This window comes from Halomonas elongata DSM 2581, from assembly GCF_000196875.2.
Classification (GTDB): Bacteria; Pseudomonadota; Gammaproteobacteria; order Pseudomonadales; family Halomonadaceae; genus Halomonas; species Halomonas elongata.
This window is the reverse complement of sequence record NC_014532.2, coordinates 139449-159260: the sequence shown is the minus strand read 5'-3', so window position 1 is coordinate 159260 and position 19812 is coordinate 139449. Positions and strand designations below refer to the sequence as shown.

The following is a 19812-nucleotide window of genomic DNA, read 5'->3' as shown; positions in this document are numbered from 1 at the left end:
TCGAGCTGCTCCGGCGCCTATGGTCATTGAGATCAAGTGACGCCCTTGTCCCGTAACTCGGCGAGTTCCGCGTCGCTCAGCCCCAGCTCGGCGAGTATGGCCTCGCTATGCTCGCCAAGCCCCGGCACGGGATGATGCAGCGCCGCGGGCGCTTCGCTCATCTTCACCGGGAAACCGGTGGTGGGCACCTTGCCATGCTCGCCCTGGTCGAGCTCCAGCGCCATCTGCTGGGCCTGGACCTGGGGATCCTCGAAGGTTTCGCGCAGGTTCTGGACACGACCGCAGGGCACGCCGGCCTCGTTGAGGTGGGCGATCCATTCCGCCACGCTGTGCCGCTCGATCACCCGGTTCAGGATCTCGCGCAACGCCTCGCGGTTGGCCATGCGGCGTCGGTTGTCGGCAAAGCGTTCGTCATCCAGCAGCGAGCGCATGTCCAGGGCGCCGAGGAAGCGCTCGACCATGATGTCGTTGCTGGGCGCGATGGCCACCTCGCCGTCGCTGGCCTGGAACAGACCGTAAGGATAGAGCATGGGGTGATCGTTGCCGGTGCGCCGGGGCACCTCGCCAGTGGCGAAGTACTCCGCCGCCAGGTAGCCCATCATGCTGATCAGACCGTTGGTCAGCGCCGTCTCGACGATGTCGCCCTGCCCGGTGCGTTCGCGCCGCACCAGAGCCGCGCTGATGCCGAACGCCAGGTTCTGGCTGGCCACCATGTCGCTGATCGGCGGCGCGGCACGCATCGGCTCGCCGTCGGCCGGACCATTGACGCCCATGAAGCCGCTCATCGCCTGGGCGATGAAATCGTAGGCGGGTCGGTCTCGATAGGGGCCCGTGGAGCCGAAGCCGTTGATGCGCCCGACCACCAGGTGCGGGAAGCGTTCACGCAGCGTGGCGTCGTCGAGGCCCATCTTGCCCATGACGCCGGGACGGAAGTTTTCCACCAGCACGTCGGCGTCTTCCAGCAGGCGTATCAATACCGCCCTGCCCTCTTCCTGGCGCAGGTCCAGCGTCAGCGAGCGCTTGTTGCGATTGAACTGGGCGAAATACCAGCTGAAGCCGTTCACCATGTTGCCCTGGGAACGCACGATATCGCCGCGACCGGGCGGTTCGATCTTGATCACTTCGGCCCCGTGGTCGCCGAGCATCTGGGTGCAGAACGGCCCGGAGATCACCCGGGTCAGGTCGATGACGCGAATGCCCTGCAGGGCGCCCTCGGCGTGGGGCGGCGTATCCGACATCTTCATCCTCTCGCGGTGGGAACGGCGGCACAGTCACTGAGTGCCAGGCGTGGTCCGGCCTTGGAAACCTGGGCCGGCAAGGAGCGCCCCATCAGGCGCGTGGCGACCCTGGCGGCCTCGATCATGCCACCGAGGTCGAGGCCGGTGTCGATGCCCATCTCGTCGAGCAGATAGACCAGGTCCTCGCTGGCGATATTGCCCGAGGCGCCGGGCGCGAAGGGGCAGCCGCCCAGACCGCCGATGGAGCTTTCGTAGCGATCCACGCCCAGCGCCAGCCCTTGCATGACATTGGCCAGCCCGATGCCCCGGGTATTGTGAAAATGCAGGGTCGGCACGATCTCCGGCGCGACCTCGCGCAGATGCCGTATGCGCTCGGTCACCAACGGCGGCGTGGCCATGCCGGTGGTGTCGCCGAGCGAGACATGACGAACGCCGAGCGAGGCGAAACGCTGGGCGATACGCCCGACATCACCCACCGCCACGTCGCCCTCGAAGGGGCAACCGAAGCTGGTGGCGATCGCGCCGCGCAGCTCGATGCCGCTGCCTTCCAGCGTTCTGGCCACCGCCTCGAAACCTTCCAGCGACGCCTCGACCGAGCGATTGACGTTCTTGGCGTTGTGCGTCTCCGAGGCCGAGACGAAGAGCACCACGGCATCGACGCCGGCCGCCAATGCCCGCTCGGCACCACGCGGATTGGGCACCAGTGCAGAAAGATGCACGTCCCGGCGGTCGCGCAACGCGGCGGTCAGCTCGTCGGCATCGGCCAGCGCCGGTACCGCCCTGGGGCTGACGAAGGACGTCAGCTCGAAGGCCGTCACGCCGGCATTCAGCAGGGCATGGACCAGCTCGAGCTTCTCGGCGGTACGCAATACCACCGGCTCGTTCTGCAGTCCGTCGCGGGGGCCCACTTCGGTAATCGTCACCCGTCGTGGCAGGTGCTCGGCGCTGGCGGTGGCGGACATGCAGCCCTCCTGTCGACGAATTCCCCTCTGGGGGCACAACGTTCCCACTATAGGCATCGGACCGGCCGGCTCACATTCGCCTTTTGTTGATGAATCAACATCCAGCATGCTCCCCGCCCGATTTGCAGGATCGCGTCACCTTCTGACGTATTGCCACCCGATCATTTCGCTCGCTAAATATCTGCCATAGAATTCCCTGCCAACGGCGACATCGACAGAACAAATCATCAATGTCGTGCGCCCATCGACGTTTCCTTATCTAAACGAACACCGTTCTCCGCCAGAGGCGGCGATCAACGAATCGCCGATCATCGTTTCGCCGCAGGCACCCGGGAAGGGTTCGCACATCATCACAAGGCACGGTTTCATGCATTCGACATCCCCGACGCCGGACAGCGCGTCCCGAAGCGACAACGGCTTCTTCGGTCACCCCAGGGCCCTGGGCTCACTCTTCTTCACCGAAATGTGGGAGCGCTTCTCCTACTACGGCATCCGTCCGCTGCTGGTCCTGTTCATGGCGGCGAGTCTCTACGACGGCGGTCTGGGCTTCAGTCGCGCCGATGCCTCCGCTATCGTCGGCATCTACGCCGGGGCGATCTATCTTTCGGCCCTGCCCGGTGGCTGGCTCGCCGACAACTGGCTCGGCCAGCGACGCGCCGTCTGGTACGGCTCCATCCTGATCGCCCTGGGGCATCTGGCCATCGCCCTCTCCGCTCTATGGGGCGCCACGATGTTCTTCATCGGCCTGCTGCTGATCGTGCTCGGCTCGGGGCTGTTCAAGACCTGCATCACGGTGATGGTCGGCGGTCTCTATGATGAAGGCGATCCCCGCCGCGACGGCGGTTTCGCGATCTTCTACATGGGTATCAACATCGGCGGGCTACTCGCACCGCTGTTCACCGGCCTGCTGATGCGCGAACACGGCTGGCACTGGGGCTTCGGCATCGGCGGGCTCGGCATGCTGGCGGCCCTTTTGATCTTCCGCCTGTGGGCGATCCCCGCCATGCGCCGTTCCGACACCCTGCGCGGTCGCGAGGCCAGCTGGGACGCACCGGCCGTGCGTCGGCGTGGCGTGGGCCGGGTCGTCGCCGCCCTGTCCGCCCTGACGGCACTATTCGTGGCGCTGGTCGCCACCGGCGTGATCACCCTGGATCCCGTCGCCATCGCCGAGGGCATGACCAGCGTGATCATCGTCTGTGCGCTGGCCTTCTTCATCTACCTGCTGTGTTTCGCCGGCCTCGACAATCGCGAGCGCGCCCGCGTGGTGGTGGCCTTCCTGCTGATCGTGGCCTCGGCCTTCTTCTGGGCCTCCTTCGAGCAGCAGCCCACCTCCTACAACCTGTTCGCCCACGACTATACCGACCGCGCGCTGTTCGGCTGGGAGATCCCCACCGTCTGGTTCCAGTCGTTCAATGCGATCTTCATCGTCCTGCTCGGCCCGCTGTTCGGCTGGCTGTGGCCGGCCCTCGGGCGCCGTGGCCTGGAACCGAGCAGTGCCGCCAAGTTCACGCTTGGCCTGCTGTTCGCCGCCGCCGGCTTCGGCCTGATGATGCTGGCCGCCCGGCAGGTGATCAGCGGCGACACTCTGGTCTCGCCGTTGTGGATCACCGCCAGCCTCCTGCTGCTGACTCTCGGCGAGATGTGCCTGAGCCCGGTGGGTCTCTCGACCATGAGCGAGCTGGCGCCGATGCGTATTCGCGGCCAGTTGATGGGCCTGTGGTTCACCTCGCTGGCGCTCGGCAACCTGGTGGCCGGCCTGATCGGCGGTCACGTCAACGCCGATGAACTCCAGCAGCTGCCCGACCTGTTCGGCCGCTCGGCCCTCGCCCTGGTGCTGTGCGCACTCGTCCTGGCGCTGCTGACACCGCTCATCAAGCGTATGCTCAAGGGTGGAATGAACGCCGAGCCGACACAGCCCACTCACTCAACCGGAGCCTGATCCATGTCCCGTGAAGCCCCTACTTCCCCGGCAGAGCGCCTGGCCGCCCTGCGCGATGCCATGCGCGAGCACGACATTGACGCCTGGTGGCTGCCCTCCTCCGATCCGCACAATTCCGAGTACCTGCCGGAGCATTGGGCCGGCCGGGCCTGGCTGTCCGGCTTCGACGGCTCGGTGGGCACCCTGGTGGTCACCCGGCATGCCGCCGGCGTCTGGGTCGACAGCCGCTACTGGGTTCAGGCCGAGGAGCAACTGGCCGGCAGCGGCATCGAGCTGATGAAGCTGCACCCCGGCCAGGGCGATGCGCCCATGCAATGGCTGGCCGAAAATCTCGAATCCGGCGCTACCCTGGGCTTCGACGCCAATGTCGTCACCCTGGCCAGCGCCCGGCGCCTGGAAGAGGCGCTGTCGCCGGCCGGCATTCGACTGCGCGGCGATCTGGACCTGCTCGACAGCATCTGGCCGGATCGCCCCTCGCTGCCCAAGGCGCCGCTCTACGCCCACGACAGCACCTACCTGGACGAGAGCCGCGCCGAGCGTCTGGCCCGGGTGCGCGAGGCCATGGCCGAGCACGAGGCCGACTGGCACCCGATCTCGACCCTCGACGACATCGCCTGGCTGACCCAGCTGCGCGGCGACGATGTGGATTTCAATCCGGTCTTCCTCGCCCATCTGTTGATCGGTCGCGAGACGGCCACCCTGTTCGTCGCCCCCGGCAAGCTCGACGACACCCTGCGCGAATCGCTCGCCGGCGACGGCATCCAGGTCGCGCCCTATGCCGACTGGGCATCACGGCTGGCCGAGTTGCCCGAGACGTCACGCGTGCTGGTCGACCCGGCACGCCTCACCCTCGGCACCCGCCAGGCCCTGCCGGACGGCGCCACCCTGGTCGAGGCCTTCCAGCCCAGCACCCTGGCCAAGGGCCGCAAGAGCGACAGCGACCTGGAGCACGTTCGCCACGCCATGGAGGAAGACGGCGCGGCACTCTGCGAGTTCTTCGCCTGGCTGGAAGACGCCCTGGCCCGGGGCGAGACCGTCACCGAGCTGACCGTCGACGACAAGCTGACCGCCGCCCGCGCGGCACGCCCGGGCTTCGTCAGCCGCAGCTTCTCCACCATCGCCGCCTTCAATGCCAACGGCGCCCTGCCGCACTACCACGCCACGCCGGAGGCCCATGCCACCATCGAAGGCAACGGCCTGCTGCTGATCGACTCCGGCGGCCAGTATCCGGGCGGTACCACCGACATCACCCGCGTGGTCCCGGTGGGCGAGATCGACGCCGCGCATCGCGATGACTACACCCTGGTGCTCAAGGGCACCATCGCGCTGTCCCGGGCGCACTTCCCGCGCGGCATTCCCTCGGCGCAGCTCGATGCCATCGCCCGCGCACCGCTGTGGACCAGCGGACGCGACTACGGCCACGGTACCGGCCATGGCGTGGGCTATTTCCTCAACGTCCACGAAGGCCCGCAGGTCATCGCCTGGCACGCCCCGGTGGCAGCGCATACCGCCATGCAGCCCGGCATGATCACCTCCATCGAGCCCGGTGTGTATCGCCCCGGCAAGTGGGGCATTCGTATCGAGAACCTGGTGGCCAACCGTCCCGCCGCCGAGAGCGAGTTCGGCGACTTCCTGCGTTTCGAGACCCTGACGCTGTGCCCCATCGACACCCGCTGCATCGAGCCTTCCCTGCTCGACGCAAGCGAGATCGACTGGCTCGACGCCTACCACGCCGAAGTGCGTGAGCGCCTCGCGCCCAAGCTCGAGGGCGACGCCCTGGCCTGGCTCGAGAAGCGCACCCAACCGCTCGCACGCGGCTGATCGGGCGCATATGACGAAGGGCGCCGGCCTCGCCGGCGGGCGCCCTCGTGCCGCGTCGACGGCATCGGGTCTTCTTCCCTTCATCCAACCGTCATGGCTCGTCTGTTCCAATCCTTGGGCTATTCGTCATGCCAAAAGGAAAAGGGATGTCATTCAAGCCATTGTCTCTTGCCGGTCTGCTGGGGCTGAGCTCCGGTGTCCTGGCGTTCGGCCAGCCTGCACTGGCAGCCCAGACGTTCAACCGCATTGCCTCCTTTTCGGTCGCCAAGAACCTGGAAGAAGGTGCCGCCCCCGACAGCGTCACGTCGGCGGAGATCATCACCGCCAGCGCCGACGGCAATACCCTGATCTACTCCGACAGCCCGCATGGCGGCATCGGTTTCATCGACATCACCGATCCGGCCGCGCCACAAGCGGGAGGCTTCATGGCGATGCAGGGAGAGCCGACTTCGGTCTCGGCCCTGCACGGTGTGGCACTGGTGGGAATCAATACCTCGGAGAGCTACACTAGTCCCAGCGGCGAGCTGCGCGCGATCGACGTGGCGGACCAGCAGCCGATCCGCTCCTGCCAACTGGGCGGACAACCCGACTCCGTCGCCATATCGCCCGACGACGGCTGGGCCGCCATCGCCATCGAGAACGAGCGCGACGAGGATGCCAATGACGGCCGCATACCTCAGATGCCGGCCGGCTATCTGATGATCTTCCCGCTCGAGCAAGGCGTTCCCGATTGCGACAACGGCCGCAAGGTGGCCCTGACCGGCCTTGCCGAGATCGCACCTTCAGACCCGGAACCGGAATTCGTCGACATCAACGACGACAACCGGATCGCCGTCACGCTGCAGGAGAACAACCACGTCGTGATCGTCGATGCCGCCAGCGGTCGAGTAGTCAGCGACTTCTCCGCGGGTACCGTCGATCTCGCCGACATCGACACGGCGGAAGATGGACGCCTGTCGTTCGACGAGCGGCTACAAGGCATCAAGCGCGAGCCCGATGCCGTCCACTGGCTGGATACCGAACGCCTGGTGACGGCCAATGAAGGCGATTACGAAGGCGGCTCCCGCGGCTTCACCATCTTCAACGCGGATGGCAGCGTGGCCCATGAGTCCGGGGCTGCGTTCGAGCATGCCGTGGCCGCCGCCGGGCACTATCCGGAAGGACGCTCCGACGCGAAGGGCGTCGAGCCGGAAGGGCTGGAAGTCGGCACCTATGACGGTCAGCGCTATATCTTCGTGCTCTCGGAGCGCGGCTCGGTCGTCGGCGTCTACCGCGATACCGGAGAGGCGCCGGAACTGGTGCAGCTTCTGCCCTCCGGCAGCGGCCCGGAAGGCGCGGTCGCGATTCCCGGGCGGCAACTGCTCGCCACCTCCAACGAAGAAGATCTCGGAGCGGATGGCGGGCCACTCAGCCACGTGATGATCTATCAGCGCGCCGAGGGCGACGCCGCTTATCCGGAAATCACCGCCGCGCTCGATGCAGATGGCAAGCCGATCACCGGCTGGGGTGCGCTTTCCGCCCTGGCCAGCGACCCCGAAGACGCCGACCGCCTGTATGCGGTCAACGATTCGGCCTATGCCAATGCACCGACGATCTACACCATCGACAAGGCCTCGCAGCCGGCGCGCATCACGGCCGCCAGCGTGGTCACCCGCGATGGCGAGCCTGCCACCGGACTCGATCTCGAAGGGATCGCCCCGGATGGCGCCGGTGGCTTCTGGCTGGCCAACGAGGGCAACGCCGAGAAGGAGATTCCCCACGCCCTGCTGCATGTCGACAGCCAGGGAGCGATCCAGGCACAGGTCCCGCTGCCCGAATCGGTCCTCGAGCGCCAGACGCGCTATGGTGCCGAAGGCATCGTACGGATCGACGGCAAGCTCTGGGTGGCCCTGCAGCGCCCCTGGCAGGGCGATCCGGAGAATACCGCCATGCTGCTCGCCTACGATCCCGCAACGCAGCAGTGGGGCGGCGTGCGCTACCCGCTGGATAGGCCGCAAGGCGACGGCTGGGTCGGCCTCTCGGATCTCGCCGCCAAGGACGATGCGCTCTATCTGATCGAGCGCGACAATCAGGTCGGCGAAGCCGCGCACATCAAGCAGGTCACGCGCGTCGCCTTCGACCAGCTCCAGCCCGCCGAGCTGGGTGGCGAGCTGCCTACCGTGCGCAAAGACGTCGTTCTCGATCTGATACCGCTGCTGCGCGACACGGGCGGCTATGTCCTGGAAAAGGTCGAAGGGCTGACCTTCGACGCCGCCGGACAAGCCTATGTGGTCACCGATAACGACGGCGTGGACGACGCCTCCGGCGAAACCCGCTTCTTCCCGGTCGCACTCGACTAAAAGCCACGAGTTTCGAGCCACGAGATCCGAGCAACCCCACCCCCGCTACTCAGAGGGTCACCGATGAGAGTGGGGGTTCAGCCCGTAGCTCAATCCTCCGCCATTTCCGGCATCAGCGTCTTGAGCTTGCGGGTCAGGGTGTTGCGCCCCCAGCCCAGCAGTTCGGCGGCTTCGCCCTTGCGTCCGCCGGTATGCTTGAGCGCGGTCTCGATGAGGATCTTCTCGAAATCCGGGACCGCCTCTTCCAGCAGGTGGGTATGGCCGGCGGCCAGGGCACGATCCGCCCAATCGCGGAAGGCCAGACGCCAGTCGCCCGAGGCGCCACCACCCTCCCCGTCGCGCAGTTCGGGCGGCAGGTCCTCCACCAGCACCTCGCGCCCGGAGGCCATCACCGTCAGCCAACGGCAGGTGTTCTCGAGCTGACGCACGTTGCCCGGCCAGGCCAGACGGGTCAGGTGCTCCTCGGCTTCCTCGGTCAGCACCTTGACGTCGGTGGCCAGTTCCTTGGCGGCCTCGGCGAGGAAATGACGCGCCAGGCGAGGAATGTCCTCGCGCCGATCGGCAAGCTTCGGCAGGTGGATGCGAATCACGTTGAGGCGATGGAAGAGATCCTCGCGAAAACGCCCGTCGTCGACCAGTTCCTCGAGGTGCTGGTGGGTGGCGGCGATGATGCGCACATCCACCTTGACCGGCGTATGGCCGCCGACCCGATAGAACTCGCCATCGGCCAGCACCCGCAGCAAGCGGGTCTGGGTTTCGGCGGGCATGTCGCCGATCTCGTCGAGGAACAGGGTGCCGCCATCGGCCTGTTCGAAACGTCCCTGCCGCTGGGCCGTGGCACCGGTGAAGGCGCCCTTTTCATGACCGAACAACTCGGATTCGATCAGATCGCGGGGAATCGCCGCCATGTTCAGGGCGATGAAGGGCCGGCTGCCCCGAGGGCTGTGCTGATGCAGCGCCTGGGCCACGCGCTCCTTGCCGGTGCCCGACTCACCGTTGATCAGCACCGTGATGTGCGACTGAGCGAGCCGGCCGATGGCGCGAAACACCTCCTGCATGGCCGGCGCCTCGCCGATGATCTCGGTCTCGAGGCCTTCCGGGGGCGTGACCGGCCGCTGGCGTTCCCGGGCATGGGCCACGGCGCGGCGCACCAGGGCCAGCGCCTCGTCGACGTCGAAGGGCTTGGGCAGATATTCGAAAGCTCCGCCCTGATAGGAGGCCACGGCGCTGTCGAGATCCGAATGCGCGGTCATCACGATCACCGGCAGATCGGGATGCGCCTCCCGCACCCGGGCCATCAAATCCAGGCCGTCGATCCCCGGCATGCGAATGTCAGTGACCAGCACGTCGGGCGGCTCCTCGAGCAGCCGTGGCAGCACCCGATCGGCGCGCTCGACGCATTCGACCTCCAGGTCGGGCTGGGCCAGGGCACGCTCCAGCACCCAGCGGATGGCGCGGTCATCGTCGACGATCATGACGCGAGCGGCTTCACTCATGGGATTTCTCCAGCGGTATCAGCAGGCGGAATTCGGTGTGGCCAGGCGCGGAGTCGCACTCGATCAGCCCCTGGTGCTGATGGAGGATCGACTGGGCGATGGACAGGCCCAGCCCACTGCCCTCGGCACGCCCCGAGACCATCGGATAGAACAGGGTTTCGCGCAGTCGCTCGGGAATGCCCGGACCGTTGTCGATGATCGACACCTCGCAGACCAGCCGATGGCGTTCGGCGCCCAGGGTGAACTGTCGCCGGGCACGGGTTCTCAGCATCAGGCTGGGGGCCGGTACATCGGATTCCGTCATGGCCTCGACGGCATTGCGCGCCACGTTGAGCATGGCCTGGATCATCTGCGACTCGTCGCCGACGAGATCCGGCAGGCTGGGATCGTAATCGCGGATGATCGTCACGCTCGGATGCTCGACGGTGAGCAGCGAACGCACCCGCTCGAGCACCTTGTGGATGTTCAGCGGCTCATGGCGCTCGACCTGATTGGGCCCGAGCATCGCATCCACCATGTCGCGCAGGCGGTCGACCTCTTCGATGATGATCCGGGTGAATTCGGTGAGCTGCGGACTTTCCAGGTCGCGTTCCAGCAACTGGGCCGCACCGCGAATGCCGCCGAGGGGATTCTTGACTTCATGGGCGAGGCCGCGCGCCAGCACCTTGATGGTTTCCTGGCGCGTCTGCAGCGCTTCCTCCCGGGAAATGCGCAGCAGGCGGTCGCGTGGCTCCACTTCCAGCAAGAGCTCGTCCCGGGAAAGCGGCGTGACGGTGTAGTCCACGGTCAGTACATCGCCGGTGACCAGCGTCAGGCGCGCCTCGCGCTGGGTGAAGGGATGAAACTCGTCCCTCGCCTTGGCCAGCAGCTCGCCGATGTCTTCCTCGCCCACGACCAGTTCCGGCAGGGGCTGGCCGGTCACCCGCGAGCGACTCAGCGCCAGCAGCGCCTCGGCCGCCGGATTCATCCACTGCAATCGCAGCCCGCCATCCAGCAAGAGGACGGCAGTGGTGAGGTGTTCCATCAAACGTTGATACATGGACGATCCCGCGATGCACGTAGAAGTTTCCAACTGGAGAAGTCCGGTGCAAGAAGCGCGCCACTTCGGCACGACCGGCATACGGGCGCTGGCGGGCAACAGGCACCGGAACTGTGCACCATCCTAGTGCACTACTATGGTGCATGCACGATCCTGGCCGATCGATGCACCCTCAGCGGTCGTCCTGGCCACGGGAAGCGGGACAATTGGGATTCTGCGGCAGGTTCACGCTGGCCCGCTGCACATGCAGCGTCACCTCGGGCGTGCGGCGTAGCACCCGGCCCCGCTCATCGAGCAGTTCCGCCTGCAAGCGGTGCTCGCCACGCACCAGATTGACGAGTTCGATGACCGGCTCGCGCGCCGCGGGCCTCACGATGTCTCCATCGAGCAGCAGACGCAGCCCGTGCCCTTCACGCAGCGCCGGCCGCAGTTCGAGCCGCACCCGCACCTTGCCGGCGAATCCTGTGGGCAGGGTCGTGTCATCGTCGGGTGCGGCGATCGTGAAGACGTCATACGTCCGGGAGGGTGCATCGCCGGCGGCGTCGCTCGATGCTGCACGAGTCGCCGTTGACGAGGCCGGCAGCGCCGGCACCACACTGATCGGCGCAAGCTCGACCGGCTCGCCGCCACGCGCGGGATCGTCGGTGAAGAACACATGGCCCCGCGCGTCGGTGGTGCGGTAGAGGACCTGCCCGCCCATGGCCTGATTCACCACCACAAGCCACAGCAGTATCGCGATTGTTGGCCTATCCATGAGCCCTTCCCCGGCAGCGGGCATCCTGCCCTTCAACTGGAGATTAGGCACTGCCCGACAGATCAGCGACCTCGCACGCTTTCGGGCAATGTCTCGCGCACAGTCCCTCGCACGAAAAACTCCAGCGTATACATCTCGTGCATAAAAAAGGGCACGCCCGGCAGGCGTGCCCCTTCTCGCTGCAACGCGGCGCCGAAGCGCCGACGATCAGCAGCTGTAGTACATGTCGAACTCGATCGGGTGGGTCGTCATGCGCAGACGCTCGATGTCCTCGGACTTGAGCTCGATGTAGGCATCGATCGTCTCGTCGGTGAAGACGCCGCCCTCGGTCAGGAAGCTGCGATCGGCATCCAGCGCTTCCAGCGCCTGATCGAGGCTCTCGGCCACGGTCGGGATGGCCTTGCCTTCTTCCGGCGGCAGGTCATAGAGGTTCTTGTCCATGGCATCGCCGGGATGGATCTTGTTCTTGATGCCGTCGATGCCGGCCATCAGCATCGCCGCGAAGCACAGGTAGGGGTTGGCGGTCGGGTCCGGGAAGCGGGCCTCGATGCGCTTGCCCTTCGGGCTTGCGGTGTAGGGGATACGGATGGACGCAGAACGGTTGCGCGCACTGTAGGCCAGCATCACCGGCGCCTCGAAACCCGGCACCAGACGCTTGTAGGAGTTGGTCGACGCGTTGGTGAAGGCGTTCAGGGCACGGGCATGCTTGATAATGCCGCCGATGTAGTACAGAGCCATCTCGGAGAGACCAGCGTACTCGTCACCGGCGAACTGGTTCTGGCCGTCCTTCCAGAAGGACTGGTGGACGTGCATGCCGGAACCGTTGTCACCGACCACCGGCTTGGGCATGAAGGTCGCGGTCTTGCCGTAGGCGTGGGCCACGTTGTGCACCACGTACTTCATTTCCTGCAGCTCGTCGGCCTTCTTCACCAGGGTGTTGAACTTGACGCCGATCTCGTTCTGGCCGGCGTTGGACACCTCATGGTGATGCACTTCGACGGTCTGGCCGATGGCCTCCAGGGTGCTGCACATCACGCCACGGATGTCGTGGAAGCTGTCCACCGGCGGTACCGGGAAGTAGCCACCCTTGACCCGCGGACGGTGACCCAGGTTGCCGCCTTCGACGTGGCGGTCGGTGGCCCAGGCACCCTCTTCGGAGGTGATCTTGTACATGGCGCCTTCGGCGTCGGCCTTCCAGTGCACCTCGTCGAAGACGAAGAACTCGGGCTCCGGACCGAAGAAGGCGGTGTCGCCCAGGCCGGAAGACTGCAGATACGCCTCGGCACGCTTGGCGATGGAGCGCGGATCACGCTCATAGCCCTGCATGGTGGCCGGCTCGATGATGTCGCAGCGCAGCACCAGGGTGGCATCTTCGGTGAAGGGGTCGAGGAAGCCGGTGCCGTCCTCCGGACGCAGGATCATGTCCGACTCGTTGATCCCCTTCCAGCCATTGATGGAGGAGCCATCGAACATCTGGCCGTTCTCGAAGAACTCTTCGTCCACATCGCGAGCCGGGATGGTGACGTGCTGTTCCTTGCCTTTGGTGTCGGTGAAGCGCAGATCGACCCACTTCACATCATGTTCTTCAATCAGGGCGAGAGTCTTGTCAGACATGAGGTCCTCCACAATGAGCTTGGCTCGTTAACTCTGAAGCGAATTCAAAGCGTCTTGACTGCTGGTCGAGTAGCGAACGTTGTAGCACGCCGTAAGCTGGCTGCCCACAACCGCCGAAGCGACCATGGCGTTTGCAGTGGTGAAGCAGAAAGCGTGCCAAAATGGCGCATCCTCATGCCCGGCTTTCATAGCACCCTGATCTTGCAAAGGAAAATTTTCCTTCCTGGTTCTCCCGAGCCAAGCCTGCCTGCTCACCGCCCTATATCGATGCGACACAGGCAGCTCTCGATGAACCAAAATGGAGCGCCATGAAAGAGTCAGCACCAAAACAGTGCAAATGTGCTGCCCTCACGCCCCCATGGGACGAGACGCGTCATGCATCGGCGTCCTCGAAATCGCCCAGCCACTTCTCGATGAGCGCCGGGTGGTCAGCGATCCAGCGACGGACGCCCTCTTCTGGGCTGCCGACGTCCTCGATGGTCAACATCAAATCCGATAGCTGGCCATGGCTCATGTACCAGCCATCGAGGACATCCGTTATTTCGGGGTGCTCTTCGGCGAACCCGGCCGTGGACATCCATTTGATGTCGTCGCCGCCGCCATAGGCCTCCTCGGGATCCTCGATGGCCTTCAGGTCATATTGCGCATAGGCCCAATGCGGCTGCCAGAGCGTGACCGCGATGGGTTCTTCCTTGCGATACGCCTCCTCGAGCGAGGCCAGCATGGCAGGTGACGAGCTATTCAACTGGCGAAACGGCAGCTCGTAGCGCTCGATGGCGGTTTCCGTTTCCCCCGCGATGGCGGAACCCGACTCGATGCCCATGATTGTCGGCTCTCCCTGGTACTCGAAGCGTGACGCATTGGCCTTCAGGTCTTCCATGGTGTCGATATCCGAGAGATAGGCCGGCACCACCAGCTCGTCCTGGGCGCCGTGATACCAGGCGTCATGGACATCGATACGATCCTGATAGGGCTCCAGGTATTGGGCATCACCATTGGGCAGCCAGACTTCCAGCGATATGTCGATATCGCGCTGGGCCAGCGCGCTGAAGATGATGCTCTTGCCGGTCGTGGTCAGCTCGACGCGGTATCCCCGCTCCTCCAGCAATTGCTGCCATAGGTGAGAGACGGCAATATTCTCCGACCAGTTGTTGGTGCCGATGGTCAATGTCTCGTCGGCCGATGCCGTAGTGGCAACCCCCAGGGCGCCAAGTGCAACGAGAAGAGAAGTAATCGATTTCATGGGTCTCCTTAGATTGTCATGGAAAAGGGTCAAGAACCCAGCAACTCATCGTCATAGCCATACGTCGACAGACGATCTATCCCCCGTTCGGTAATCAACACCTGTTCCTCCAGCTTGACCCCTTCGCGGCCATCGCGATGCCCGATATAGGCTTCCACGCACAGGGTCATGCCGGGTTCGATGTCACCGTCGTAGCCGACATCGTCCCAATCCATGTCATGGGCGATCAGCGGCCATTCACCGGTCATCCCGCAACCATGGACGATGTCCAGGTAGCGGTTCTCGCGATATCCCCGGGGAATCGGCCAGGCGCGGCGTGAATACTCGCGAAAGCTCATGCCGGGTGCCAGCAGGGCGATATTGCTTTCCAGTTGATCGGCCGCCATCCGATAGAGCCGCTTCTGCTCCTGGGTGGGACCACCACATCCGGGGACATGGAAGGTTCTTGAAAAGTCGGTGTAATAGCCGAAGCAGCCGACGATGTCGGTGTCGAAGGCCACGAGTTCACCAGGCGCGATGATCTTGTCGGAACACTCCTGGAACCAGGGATTGGTGCGTGCCCCCGAGGCCAGCAGCCGGGTTTCGGCATATTCGCCCCCCGTGGCCAGCACATGCTGGTTGAAAATGGACCATAGCTCGTTTTCGGACATGCCCGGCCTCAGGGCCGCTTCCATGTGCGCCATGGCGGATTCCGTCAGTGTCACCGAACGGTGGATCAGGCTCAGCTCATCGAGGCTCTTGATGGACTTGGCGCCTTCCACGGCGACGGCGGCATCGATCAGCTCGAATCCCGCCTCGCCAAGGGCGGATACGGCCGCGGTAGGAGCCGACTCGATGCCCAGCCGTTTGCCCTGCGTAGCCGAGCGTGCGAACAGGGAGCGCATGTCATCGACGAAGGCCGCCGTGTGTTGCGGGCAACGAGGCCCGCTGTACTGCGGCATGACGGCCCTCGCCGGATGAACTTCATCCAGCAGCCGGGCATCCTTCGCCAGGTGCATGCAGGCACTGAACTCGTAGAGCACTACCGGACCGTCAGCGGCCACGTAGAGATAGCGCGCGGGATTGCGCTGCGAATAGACCTGCATGTTGCGAACGCCGCAGGCATATCGAATATTGATCGGGTCGAACAGGATGAGCGCATCCATCTCATGATGGCGCATCTGCTGACGCAGGCGGTCGAGACGATAGCGCTCGACCCGCGACAGCAGCTCGTCATCGATGGATTGGCGACGAAAATCACCGTCAACGTAAGACCGACCGTCTCGAGGGACGTCGGCCAGTGCCACGATCTGGCTCATGAAAACTGCACTCTCTCGTTGGTCAGCGGGCAGGCGGACAGGTCAGGCATGGAGAGCCTCGGCTCGTCGCGCCTACCCCATGAGATTGTCGTGGCGATGCTGGTTGTGAGCGTCGATGTGGGCCTGGGTCACGCGACCATAGATCTTTTCGGTGTGCTCCAGGCTGCCCATCATGTTCGGGGTCTTGGCGTAACCCAGCAGGGTGCACAAACGCTGTCCCTGGGCGGAGGCCACACGGTGCATCGAATAGCGCCCCTTGAAGAGCTGCAGGTCGCCGGTATTGAGCGTCAGCGACTCGACCTCGGTGTGATCGCCTTCCAGGATGCGCTGCACAGCGGCGAAATTCTCCTCGCCGGGGCGGCGGATGTTGGGCGCATACTGGAACTCCCCGCCGCTATGAGGCCGTCGCGTCATCAGGCTGACGATGAATTCATTGGTGTCGAAGTGCCAGGGCAGCTCGGTATCGTCAGGCATGACATTGATTACCAGGCCGGCGATGGGATCGGCGAACTCATAGATGACCGGTTCCTCGAGACAGTCAGCGATGAACCGCTGAAACGCCGGATCGCGATAGAGCGTCTTGACGATGGCGTCCTCGGGAATCAGGTCCTTGGCCACGAACCCATTGGTGTAGTGCTGGAAGCAACGCACCGGGTGATCCTCGGGCAAGCTGGGATCGTCCTGGGTGACATACGGATTGACGTTGTTGTCGGAATAGTAGGCCAGAGGGGCCAGGGCCTCACTTTCCTGGCGCAGCGTCTCGACGACATCGTCACGAATGAACCGGGACAACAGTGCGCAGCCGTCCTGTCGCAGTTGGGCTCGCACCTGTTCAACCGCATGACGATAGGCGTCGCTTTCCTGCCGGTCGATCGGGTACTGCTGCAGGTCGACCAGCCGCGCCAGGGAAGGGGTACCAGGCGCTTGGGGGGTCGCTGAGCGTTCGTCGCGAAGGGCAGAAGTTGGCATCGACTCGTCTCCTCTTGGGTGGCGGGATAAGTACTGCGGCCTAGGCTAGGCAGGCCCTCTCGCCAACTCCAATCAGAATTCCGTCGCCGATGTCATGACTTTTTTATCAATTGATTCAATCAGTTGAAAACGTGGCTCACGTGGTCTGCCGATATTGCTCGCGCAACAGCAACGCCAGAGGAATGGCCACCTCGGCGACGCGAGGCTCATCGGCGAAAGCCAGATACCAGGGAATGCGGGGCAACTCGCCGGCCAGGGGGCGCATGACCACACGCCCCGAACGGGCGGCATCACGAACCGCCCAGCGAGACAGGATGCTCACCCCCTTGCCGGCCGCCACCAGGTCGAGAATCAGGTTCACGGACTCGACCTGCACCATGTGCGAGGGATAGATGCCGGCGGGCTGAAAGAAGTGTTCGAACTCATGCCCTGCTTCCGGCGCCACGCTATAAGTGAAATGACGCTCACGATCGAACACCTCGGGTGGTACCGCATCGCTGTCGGCATAGGGGTGAGACGGCGGCATCACTGCCATCAGCGGCTCTTCGAACAGTTCACGATAGTCGAGGCCCCGTTGCACGGGCACCTCGATCATGGGAATCATGTCGACCCGCCTGGCCAGCAAGGCGCCGGTCATCTCGGGCATCGGCAGACTCACCAGGTCGATGTCGCCGTACTGGTGATCATAGAGATGGGGCACGATCCGGGAGAGCGTATCGTAGGGGCCGATACCCAGGCGTATGGGCGGCTCGCCATGACGCGCCAGCTGCCAGGCTTCGATTTCCGCATTGCGCAACTTCGGCAGCACATCCCTGGCGGCAGCCACCAGGCGCTCGCCGGATGCCGTCAGCACCAGACGGCGCCCCTCCCGCAGGAACAGGGACACACCCAGCCGACGTTCCATCTCGCGGATACGATGCGTCGCCGCCGGCTGAGTCACGCCGATCGCCGCAGCCGCCTCATGGACAGTACCGTGCGTCGCGATGGCATCGATCAGCACATAGAACTTGATATCCAGCATGGCGTTGCTCGCCTGACCGACAGGATCAACAATCTTACCCAAGACTCGCATCGGCGACGACCGGCGTGGTCACGCCTTTTATTCGCCGTATCGAAGCCATTTTCACGGCATTCGAAAAACGGATTCCCATCACAAGGCTGGTAGCGTCACGGCCCTGACCCTATAATGCGGCCCCACTTTTCCCAGCAGGATCCCGTCGTGATCGAGAATCTTCGCAACATTGCCATCATCGCTCACGTCGACCACGGCAAGACCACCCTGGTCGACAAGCTCCTCCAGCAGTCCGGCACCCTGGACCGCAAGGCTGAGGGCCAGGAACGCATCATGGACTCCAACGACCAGGAGAAGGAGCGCGGCATCACCATCCTGGCCAAGAACACGGCGATCCGCTGGCAGGGGCCCGACGAACGCGACTACCACATCAACATCGTCGACACGCCCGGACACGCCGATTTCGGCGGCGAGGTCGAGCGCGTGATGTCGATGGTCGACTCGGTCCTGCTGATGGTGGACGCCGTCGATGGCCCCATGCCGCAGACCCGCTTCGTGACCCAGAAGGCCTTCGACCAGGGCCTCAAGCCGATCGTGGTGGTCAACAAGATCGACCGCCCGGGCGCGCGTCCGGACTGGGTCATCGACCAGATCTTCGATTTGTTCGACAACCTCGGCGCCAGCGACGAGCAGCTCGACTTCCCGATCATCTACTGCTCGGCGCTCAACGGCGTGGCCGGTCCCGAGCCGGACCAACTCACCGATGACATGACGCCGATGTTCAAGGCCATCGTCGACATCGTCGAGCCGCCCAAGGTCGAACTGGAAGCTCCCTTCCAGATGCAGATCTCGGCGCTGGACTACAACAGCTATGTCGGCGTCATCGGCCTGGGCCGTATCACCCGCGGCAGCGTCAAGCCGAACCAGCAGGTCACGATCGTCACCAAGGAGGGCAACACCCGGCGCGGCAAGATCGGCCAGGTAATGACCCACCTCGGCCTGGAACGCGTACAGACCGAAGAGGCCACCGCCGGCGATATCATCTGCATCACCGGCATCGAGAACCTGGCCATCTCCGATACGCTGTGCGACCCGGCCGACGTCGAGGCCCTGCCGGCGCTGACCGTCGACGAGCCCACGGTGTCCATGACCTTCCAAGTCAATGATTCGCCCTTCGCCGGCAGGGACGGCAAGTTCGTCACCAGCCGCAACATCCGGGACCGCCTCGAGCAGGAACTGATCCACAACGTGGCGCTGCGCGTCGAGCAGGGCGACAGCCCCGAGAAGTTCAAGGTCTCCGGTCGTGGCGAGCTGCACCTTTCGGTGCTGATCGAGAGCATGCGCCGTGAAGGCTTCGAGCTGGCGGTGGGTCGCCCCGAGGTCATCATCCGCGAGATCGACGGCGTTTCGCAGGAGCCCTACGAAGAAGTCATCATCGACTGCGAGGAGGAGCACCAGGGCGCCATCATGGAAGAGCTCGGCTACCGCAAGGGCGAGCTCAAGAACATGAACCCCGATGGCAAGGGCCGGGTGCGCCTGGACTTCATCATCCCCGCGCGCGGCCTGATCGGCTTCCGGGGCCAGTTCCTGACCCTGACGTCAGGCACCGGCATCCTGACCAGCCGCTTCGACCACTATGGTCCGCTCAAGCCCGACGCCTCCGTCGAGCGGCGCAACGGCGTGCTGGTGTCCATGGTCAGCGGCAAGGCCCTGGCCTATGCGCTGTTCGCCCTGCAGGATCGCGGCAAGCTGATCATCGAGCACGGCACCGAGGTCTACGAAGGCATGCTGGTCGGCATCAACAACCGCGCCGAAGACATGGTGGTCAACCCCACCAAGGCCAAGAAGCTCGACAACATGCGCTCCTCGGGCAGCGACGAAGCCCTGGTACTGACTCCGCCGATACGCTTCACCCTGGAGCAGGCCATCGAGTTCCTCGATGACGACGAGCTGGTTGAAGTCACTCCCAACCACATTCGCCTGCGCAAGAAGCTGCTCAGCGAGAACGAGCGCAAGCGCGCCAAGAAGAAGTAACGGCGCAACGCCTGGCATTGCCGATGTGAGCGGAGGGGAGCCCGACTCCCCTCC

14 protein-coding genes are annotated in these 19812 nt (G+C 64.6%); 4 read left to right on the top strand and 10 right to left on the bottom strand.

Features of this window, described 5'->3' with window-relative positions; translation table 11 throughout:
- Window positions 1–32: 32 nt before the first annotated feature.
- Both HELO_RS00690 and HELO_RS00685 read right to left on the bottom strand, forming a co-directional pair.
- Window positions 33–1238: a CaiB/BaiF CoA transferase family protein gene (locus HELO_RS00690; RefSeq protein ID WP_013330892.1), complete on the bottom strand. Its 1206-nt coding sequence runs from the start codon at window positions 1236–1238 to the stop codon at window positions 33–35.
- Between the two features lie 2 nt (window positions 1239–1240).
- Complete coding sequence (locus HELO_RS00685) at window positions 1241–2200, bottom strand: hydroxymethylglutaryl-CoA lyase (protein WP_013330891.1); 960 nt, start codon at window positions 2198–2200, stop codon at window positions 1241–1243.
- A gap of 367 nt (window positions 2201–2567) precedes the next feature.
- On the opposite strand from HELO_RS00685, the gene HELO_RS00680 reads away from it, so the two are divergent.
- The 3 genes from HELO_RS00680 to HELO_RS00670 all read left to right on the top strand — a co-directional run bounded on the left by HELO_RS00680 (window position 2568) and on the right by HELO_RS00670 (window position 8299).
- Window positions 2568–4139 carry a peptide MFS transporter gene (locus HELO_RS00680; RefSeq protein ID WP_013330890.1) on the top strand — a complete coding sequence of 524 codons (1572 nt, stop codon included), beginning with the start codon at window positions 2568–2570 and terminating at the stop codon, window positions 4137–4139.
- Between the two features lie 3 nt (window positions 4140–4142).
- Complete coding sequence (locus tag HELO_RS00675; RefSeq protein ID WP_013330889.1) at window positions 4143–5960, top strand: aminopeptidase P family protein; 1818 nt, start codon at window positions 4143–4145, stop codon at window positions 5958–5960.
- Between the two features lie 146 nt (window positions 5961–6106).
- Window positions 6107–8299: an esterase-like activity of phytase family protein gene (locus HELO_RS00670; protein ID WP_013330888.1), complete on the top strand. Its 2193-nt coding sequence runs from the start codon at window positions 6107–6109 to the stop codon at window positions 8297–8299.
- A gap of 89 nt (window positions 8300–8388) precedes the next feature.
- Here the strand turns inward: HELO_RS00670 and ntrC are convergent, their stop codons facing one another.
- From ntrC to HELO_RS00630, 8 genes are all read right to left on the bottom strand, one after another.
- Window positions 8389–9795, bottom strand: coding sequence for a nitrogen regulation protein NR(I) (gene ntrC / locus HELO_RS00665; RefSeq protein WP_013330887.1), 1407 nt, complete (start codon window positions 9793–9795; stop codon window positions 8389–8391).
- Window positions 9788–10834 carry a nitrogen regulation protein NR(II) gene (glnL, locus tag HELO_RS00660; RefSeq protein ID WP_013330886.1) on the bottom strand — a complete coding sequence of 349 codons (1047 nt, stop codon included), beginning with the start codon at window positions 10832–10834 and terminating at the stop codon, window positions 9788–9790. Before glnL ends, ntrC begins: the two co-directional genes overlap by 8 nt.
- A 172-nt stretch (window positions 10835–11006) precedes the next feature.
- On the bottom strand, window positions 11007–11588 hold the full coding sequence (locus HELO_RS00655; RefSeq protein WP_013330885.1) for a DUF4124 domain-containing protein: 582 nt from the start codon (window positions 11586–11588) through the stop codon (window positions 11007–11009).
- Window positions 11589–11795: 207 nt separating this feature from the next.
- Window positions 11796–13202 (bottom strand): glutamate--ammonia ligase, encoded by a 1407-nt coding sequence (glnA, locus tag HELO_RS00650; RefSeq protein WP_013330884.1) that lies wholly within the window; start codon window positions 13200–13202, stop codon window positions 11796–11798.
- 373 nt (window positions 13203–13575) lie between these two features.
- Entirely contained in the window at window positions 13576–14445 is an 870-nt protein-coding gene (locus HELO_RS00645; RefSeq protein WP_013330883.1) for a glycine betaine ABC transporter substrate-binding protein, read from the bottom strand.
- 29 nt (window positions 14446–14474) lie between these two features.
- On the bottom strand, window positions 14475–15743 hold the full coding sequence (locus HELO_RS00640; protein WP_013330882.1) for a M24 family metallopeptidase: 1269 nt from the start codon (window positions 15741–15743) through the stop codon (window positions 14475–14477).
- A gap of 72 nt (window positions 15744–15815) precedes the next feature.
- Window positions 15816–16712, bottom strand: a complete 897-nt coding sequence (locus tag HELO_RS00635) for a HalD/BesD family halogenase (RefSeq protein WP_013330881.1) — start codon at window positions 16710–16712, stop codon at window positions 15816–15818.
- Window positions 16713–16848: 136 nt separating this feature from the next.
- The gene (locus tag HELO_RS00630) at window positions 16849–17733 is read right to left on the bottom strand and encodes a LysR family transcriptional regulator (RefSeq protein ID WP_013330880.1); all 885 of its coding nucleotides are present in this window, start codon (window positions 17731–17733) and stop codon (window positions 16849–16851) included.
- 198 nt (window positions 17734–17931) lie between these two features.
- Here HELO_RS00630 and typA point away from each other — a divergent pair, with 198 nt between their 5' ends.
- On the top strand, window positions 17932–19758 hold the full coding sequence (gene typA / locus HELO_RS00625) for a translational GTPase TypA (protein ID WP_041601829.1): 1827 nt from the start codon (window positions 17932–17934) through the stop codon (window positions 19756–19758).
- Window positions 19759–19812 lie beyond the last annotated feature (54 nt).

Bases quoted from the DNA above. Each gene is read 5' to 3' on its own strand.
- HELO_RS00690 (WP_013330892.1), bottom strand. From the start codon at position 1,238: ATGTCGGATACGCCGCCCCACGCCGAGGGCGCCCTGCAGGGCATTCGC.
- HELO_RS00685 (WP_013330891.1), bottom strand. From the start codon at position 2,200: ATGTCCGCCACCGCCAGCGCCGAGCACCTGCCACGACGGGTGACGATT.
- HELO_RS00680 (WP_013330890.1), top strand. From the start codon at position 2,568: ATGCATTCGACATCCCCGACGCCGGACAGCGCGTCCCGAAGCGACAAC.
- HELO_RS00675 (WP_013330889.1), top strand. From the start codon at position 4,143: ATGTCCCGTGAAGCCCCTACTTCCCCGGCAGAGCGCCTGGCCGCCCTG.
- HELO_RS00670 (WP_013330888.1), top strand. From the start codon at position 6,107: ATGTCATTCAAGCCATTGTCTCTTGCCGGTCTGCTGGGGCTGAGCTCC.
- ntrC (WP_013330887.1), bottom strand. From the start codon at position 9,795: ATGAGTGAAGCCGCTCGCGTCATGATCGTCGACGATGACCGCGCCATC.
- glnL (WP_013330886.1), bottom strand. From the start codon at position 10,834: ATGTATCAACGTTTGATGGAACACCTCACCACTGCCGTCCTCTTGCTG.
- HELO_RS00655 (WP_013330885.1), bottom strand. From the start codon at position 11,588: ATGGATAGGCCAACAATCGCGATACTGCTGTGGCTTGTGGTGGTGAAT.
- glnA (WP_013330884.1), bottom strand. From the start codon at position 13,202: ATGTCTGACAAGACTCTCGCCCTGATTGAAGAACATGATGTGAAGTGG.
- HELO_RS00645 (WP_013330883.1), bottom strand. From the start codon at position 14,445: ATGAAATCGATTACTTCTCTTCTCGTTGCACTTGGCGCCCTGGGGGTT.
- HELO_RS00640 (WP_013330882.1), bottom strand. From the start codon at position 15,743: ATGAGCCAGATCGTGGCACTGGCCGACGTCCCTCGAGACGGTCGGTCT.
- HELO_RS00635 (WP_013330881.1), bottom strand. From the start codon at position 16,712: ATGCCAACTTCTGCCCTTCGCGACGAACGCTCAGCGACCCCCCAAGCG.
- HELO_RS00630 (WP_013330880.1), bottom strand. From the start codon at position 17,733: ATGCTGGATATCAAGTTCTATGTGCTGATCGATGCCATCGCGACGCAC.